The organism is Clostridium beijerinckii (assembly GCA_003129525.1).
Classification (GTDB): domain Bacteria; phylum Bacillota; class Clostridia; order Clostridiales; family Clostridiaceae; genus Clostridium; species Clostridium beijerinckii_D.
In genome coordinates, this window is sequence record CP029329.1 from 458,500 (window position 1) to 465,000 (window position 6,501).

At 40.0% G+C, this 6,501-nt stretch carries 2 protein-coding genes and 2 rRNA genes (1 of these 4 only partly in view); all 4 read right to left on the bottom strand.

All coding sequences use genetic code 11. The features are described 5' to 3' along the window. Positions 1-85 precede the first annotated feature (85 nt). Positions 86-2,197 (bottom strand): aldehyde oxidase, encoded by a 2,112-nt coding sequence (locus tag DIC82_01895; GenBank protein AWK49916.1) that lies wholly within the window; start codon positions 2,195-2,197, stop codon positions 86-88. 328 nt (positions 2,198-2,525) lie between these two features. After that, positions 2,526-3,446: a LysR family transcriptional regulator gene (locus tag DIC82_01900; GenBank protein AWK49917.1), complete on the bottom strand. Its 921-nt coding sequence runs from the start codon at positions 3,444-3,446 to the stop codon at positions 2,526-2,528. 497 nt (positions 3,447-3,943) lie between these two features. Continuing rightward, positions 3,944-4,060 (bottom strand): 5S ribosomal RNA (rrf, locus tag DIC82_01905). Between the two features lie 68 nt (positions 4,061-4,128). Beyond that, a 23S ribosomal RNA gene (locus DIC82_01910) occupies positions 4,129-6,501 on the bottom strand (it continues 541 nt past the right edge of the window).

A 6,501-nucleotide genomic window follows, 5' to 3' on the forward strand; every position in this document is an offset into this window, starting at 1 on the left:
TAGACGGGATACCCCCTGAGGGTATAAGTTCAACTAAGATTCATATGGGAATCAAACCCCACCTGAATCAAGTTTCACTTGATTCCTATTTTGAGGATACTGCTTTCATTGTATCTTCTACTGTGAATGGTATATGATCAATATTCTTTGCTAAAGCCTGTTCTACAGCTGCTATATATGCTGGTGCAGTCCCTGAATTTGGAAGTTCTCCTGCTCCTTTTGCTCCATAAGGTCCTTCTGGGAACTCAGAAACATGCATTTGAACCTTAAGGTTTGGCACATCCATAGCTGTTGGTATGATGTAGTTACTGAAGCTGTTGTTTCTTACACGTCCCTTACTGTCGTGATCCATATATTCCATTGATGAATAGCCTATGCTTTGAAGCATTCCACCTTCCATCTGTCCATAGAGTATATTCAAGTCAATAGGAGTTCCTACATCAAAAGATCCATAAGCCCCTAGAACGTTGTGCTGACCTGTAAGCATATCAATCTCTAGCTCTACTGCTTGTACCGACCACGCATAGGTTGGATATGCATCTCCACGGAAGTTATTAATTGAGAATGGGATAAGATAATCTGGGTGCTTATACCTCTCCTCAACGATTTGCTCTTCTCCATCTTTCCATTCCTCTTTGAGTTTAATAGCAGCACGTCTTACAAGTTCGCCAACTACCATAAGCGATCTAGATGCAACCGTCGGACCAGAATCTGGGACTCTATCAGTATCTGGATTTTTGTATATTATTTGATTATATGGAATTCCTAGCTCTTTGCCTGCAATCTTTGGGAGAGTTGTTCTTATTCCTTGTCCTATATCAGTGTTTGCAGCAAGAATTTCCACTGTTCCATCCTTGTATTTTTTAAGTTTTAATACTGCCTTTATTAAGTCTCTTTCTCCAGAGCCTGTGAATCCACAACCATGAAGTGACAGTGATAACCCTATTCCTCTTCTAAATCTTCCAGTCTGTGGCTTGTCATAAAGTTCTCTTTTTCTCTTGTAATCACAAAGTTTATCTACTTCTTCAATCATCTCATTAAGCGGTACGTGGAAATGGAACTTACCTAAGGTTGATGTAGAATCTCCCTGCTTAACCATGTGTTCCTTTTTAAATTCTAAAGTATTTCTTCCTTCGGCTTTTGCTATATGCTCCATGAAAAGTTCTGAGCAAAAGAATACTTGAGGTGCTCCAAATCCTCTGTAAGCCCCTTTAGGAACTGTATTGGTTTTATTTGCTTTACTGTGAACTTTAAGATTCTCTATATTATAAACTCCACCAGCACATATTGTTCCACGCTGTAATACTACCATTGAAAGTGTTGAATATGCACCTGCATCGTATATTATATCAATATCCATTGCTGTAACCTTTCCATCTTTAACAGCTGCCTTATATCTTGCAATTAAAGGGTGTCTCTTACTAGTTACAGTAATATCTTCTCTTCTATCAAAAATAACTCTTACTGGTTTTTTAGCTTTCATACTTGCCACAGCAACTTGGCATGCCAGTATGGATGGAAAATCCTCCTTACCTCCGAAGCCTCCTCCTGTAGTATCAGCTATAACCTGAATCTTATCCTTTTCAAGTCCTGTTACCTCGTGCAATTCTCCATAAACATAATATGGGCACTGCATAGATCCTCTAACAGTCAGCTTAGCGTCGTGGTAGTCTGCAATTATACCATTAGTTTCAAGATACATTTGTTCATTATAGCCTGTACTCAAAACTTCGTCATAAATCTTATCTGCATTTTCAAAAGCTGTATTTAAATCTCCTTTTTCGTATTGATATTCATAGAAAGCAACCTCGGATTTAGCAGCATCCATTACTGCTGGAAGCTCTTCGTAATCAACTACTATTTTTGAAACGATTTCTTCTACCTTGTGTTCTTCTGGTCCTACTACCATTAAAATATGGTCTCCAATATGCTCTACTGTATCTGCAGCAAATACTGGCATATCCTTTAGTCCTATACCAACTATATTTTCACCAGGAACATCATCCTTATCAACTATCATGTATCCATCTGGAAGCGATGGAATATTAATATTCTTTATTTTTGCATGTGCAACTGTTGATCTCAAAAATTTTCCATGAAGAATCTCATCTGTAGAAAGATCTGCTACATATTTAGCATCACCTGACATTTTTTCCCTATGGTCCCTTTTAAGAACTGAATCTCCTATACTATTCATAATGCCCTCCTTATAATCGTTAAGGTTTTTCTATACATTTATATAATCTCTTTCTTTTTTCTAGAATCCATTTTTCCATAATTTTCATATAAACCTTTATGATAACGTTTCCTAATTTTCTTAATCAAATTATATGATAACATTACCTTCCTTTCAAGTTGTTTCCAGAAAGTATTTGCTAAGATACTTTTATTCACCTTTTCTATAATTTGTTTGTTGCACACTTGAGAATAGTGTGTAGTTCTATGTTTCACACTCTTTGAGTATTCGTCCCTAACAAAAAGGCTGTTGCAAAACTAACGTAGTTAATTTTGCAACAGCCTTTATATCATAGGAGCTTTTTGCCTTCAAAGTATTTTTCAAATTGTTCATAAGTATACTGGTTTACCATACTAAAGAACTGATCATAATTCTCCATAAACTCTCTACCTTTATCGCTAAGTCTTGTTCTTCCTCCTCTTGCGCCTCCTCGCCTTCTTAAAACTATTTCATATCCAAGATTTTCTTCAAGTTCGTTAATCATATCCCAAGCCTTACTTAAAGATAAAGCCATTCTTTTACAAGCACCACTAACTGAATTATCATCCTCTATAAGATCAAGAAGAAGCCTTAATCTAGAATCAAAAAAAACTTTTTCTTTCCTTATATTTATCGTTAAAACAGACTGCAACAAACTATCATTGTGCAACATTAGAAGTCTTTCCAATTCATTTTCATTATGAACTGTGCATATAATTCCTTTATCATGCACATTAAGCCAAGTTATATCAACACCAAGAGAATTAATAGCTCCCTTCAATCCATTTTCACCATCATATGAAAGAATCTTAGGAATATGTGAACTATCAATAAGTACAGGATGGCCACCATGCATGTTATATGATGGAATAACGATTTCACCCTTTGTTTCAATCATTTTTTTCACTGTCTTATAACTAAACATAGGTACATTTACAGGTGTTAATATCACTCTTTTGCACTTTCCTTCAAGATATTTAAGTCCAATCTTGTAAGAATCAATAAGCGGAGGATTCTCATAATTATCATTTATAATAAAAATAGCATCCTCTCGCACAAGATTTGACTTTATCTCTGGTTCTTCAAAACCCGTAACTACCAAAATAGGCCATATACCAGCCTTTTTATATGTAAGCACTACTCTTTGAATTAAAGAAATTGAACCCATTTTCTTCATTGGATAAGATACGTATTTGTTTGCAGCAGCAATTATTCCTCCAACTTCTCTCATAATATCCCCTCAAATTCTTCATTATATAATATTGTATATTACCAAAACAATAAGCCATGAATTTATATTTAGTAAACCTTTTCTACATTTACCCACTTAGCATAGAAATTACATTTTTTTCTTATCCTTTAATTGAAAAATGTTTTTGACATGTTTGACACATTCCATTTATTTTTGCTGAATTTCATTCAATTTACTTTATATATTACAGTTAATACAACACTATGTACAAATCAAAATATAGAAAACTAGTTCACACCGCACCAAACCATACCAAATAGGTAACTGTTTTTGCTGTATATCTTACATTCTAGCACAATATTAATTAATTTTCCATTTTTTATGACTTCTATTATTTTCTGAAGACTTTTAGTTGTTGATATATAAATATCCAATTTATAAAATTTTTTCTATATTAGTTCTATAAAAAACAATAAAAAAGAGATGTCATACAAAATAATTCTACAATCATTTTGTATGACATCTCTTTTACACTTACCTCGCAACGTCCTACTCTGCCACACAGTCACCCGTGCAGTACCATCGGCGCTATAGACCTTAACTGTCCTGTTCGGAATGGGAAGGAGTGTTACCTCTATGCCATCGTCACGAGATTTGAAAAAACTATGTTCTTTCAAAATTGCATATAGATATTAATGTATATTTTACAACTTGATTATATATTGGTCAAGCCCTCGACCTATTAGTATCAGTCAGCTAAATATGTTACCATACTTACACCTCTGACCTATCAACCTTGTAGTCTTCAAGGGGTCTTACTAGCTTACGCTATGGGAAATCTAATCTTGAGGTTGGCTTCACACTTAGATGCTTTCAGCGTTTATCCATTCCCGACTTAGCTACCCAGCTATGCTTCTGGCGAAACAACTGGTACACCATAGGTCAGTCCATCCCGGTCCTCTCGTACTAAGGACAGCTCCTCTCAAATTTCCTACGCCCGCGACGGATAGGGACCGAACTGTCTCACGACGTTCTGAACCCAGCTCGCGTGCCGCTTTAATGGGCGAACAGCCCAACCCTTGGGACCTACTTCAGCCCCAGGATGCGACGAGCCGACATCGAGGTGCCAAACCTCCCCGTCGATGTGAACTCTTGGGGGAGATCAGCCTGTTATCCCCGAGGTAGCTTTTATCCGTTGAGCGATGGCCCTCCCACGAGGTACCACCGGATCACTAAGCCCGACTTTCGTCCCTGCTCCACTTGTAGGTGTCGCAGTCAGGCTCCCTTCTGCCTTTGCACTCTTCGAACGATTTCCGACCGTTCTGAGGGAACCTTTGGGCGCCTCCGTTACATTTTAGGAGGCGACCGCCCCAGTCAAACTGCCCACCTAACAATGTCCTGTCACCAGTTTCATGGCATCCAGTTAGAACTTCAATACTATCAGGGTGGTATCCCAACAACGACTCCACCAAAGCTGACGCTCTGGTTTCCCAGTCTCCCACCTATCCTGTACAGACAATACCGAAATTCAATGCTAAGCTACAGTAAAGCTCTACGGGGTCTTTCCGTCCAATCGCGGGTAGCGAGCATCTTCACTCGCACTACAACTTCGCCGGATTTGCAGTTGAGACAGTGCACAAGTCATTACGCCATTCGTGCGGGTCAGAACTTACCTGACAAGGAATTTCGCTACCTTAGGACCGTTATAGTTACGGCCGCCGTTTACTGGGGCTTAAGTTCACACCTTCGCGTTACCGCTAAGCATTCCCCTTAACCTTCCAGCACCGGGCAGGCGTCAGCCCCTATACATCAGCTTACGCTTTAGCAGAGACCTGTGTTTTTGTTAAACAGTTGCTTGTGCCTATTCTCTGCGGCCTGCATTGCTGCAGGCACCCCTTCTCCCGAAGTTACGGGGTCAATTTGCCTAGTTCCTTAACTGCAATTCTTCCGTCGGCCTTAGGATTCTCTCCTCATCTACCTGTGTCGGTTTGCGGTACGGGCACTACTTCTCTTTCTAGATGCTTTTCTTGGAAGCATGGAATCAGATACTTCGGTTCCGTAGAACCTTCCCCATCACGCCTCAGAATTGTTAGAACGGATTTGCCTATCCTAACTCCCTAAACGCTTAGACTAGCATCCAATAGCTAGCACATCCTATCCTTCTCCGTCACACCATCGATAATAACGATTGTAGTGGTATTGGAATATCAACCAATTGTCCATCGACTACGCCTTTCGGCCTCGCCTTAGGTCCCGACTAACCCTGAGAAGACAAACTTTACTCAGGAAACCTTAGATATTCGGCCTGTAAGATTCTCACTTACATCTCGCTACTAATGCCAACATTCTCACTCGTAATCAGTCCACCGCTCCTTACGGTACGACTTCAGCCCGATTACGACGCTCCTCTACCGCTCACAATAAATTGTGAACCCGTAGCTTCGGTGGTAAGTTTGAGCCCCGGACATTTTCGGCGCAGGATCTCTTGACTAGTGAGCTATTACGCACTCTTTTAATGAGTGGCTGCTTCTAAGCCAACATCCTAGTTGTCTTAGAAATCCCACATCCTTTTCCACTTAACTTACACTTTGGGACCTTAGCTGACGATCTGGGCTGTTTCCCTTTTGACCATGGAACTTATCTTTCACAGTCTGACTGCCGGACTGATAGTATATGGCATTCGGAGTTTGATAAGGTTCGGTAAGCGCTATGCCCCCTAGCCTATTCAGTGCTCTACCTCCACTACTCACATTTTCCGACGCTAGCCCTAAAGCTATTTCGAGGAGAACCAGCTATATCCGAGTTCGATTGGAATTTCTCCGCTATCCACAGCTCATCCCATGCTTTTTCAACAGCAACGTGGTTCGGTCCTCCACGAGGTTTTACCCTCGCTTCAACCTGGCCATGGATAGGTCACCCGGTTTCGGGTCTACAGCATGCAACTAGTCGCCCTATTAAGACTTGGTTTCCCTTCGGCTCCGTACCTTAAGTACTTAACCTCGCTACATACCGTAACTCGTTGGCTCGTTCTACAAAAAGCACATCATCACACACATATGGTGCTTTGATCGGTTGTAGGCATATGGTTTCAGGT

Coding starts and splice junctions, on each gene's coding strand:
- DIC82_01900 (AWK49917.1), bottom strand. CDS start 3,446: ATGAGAGAAGTTGGAGGAATAATTGCTGCTGCAAACAAATACGTATCT.
- DIC82_01895 (AWK49916.1), bottom strand. CDS start 2,197: ATGAATAGTATAGGAGATTCAGTTCTTAAAAGGGACCATAGGGAAAAA.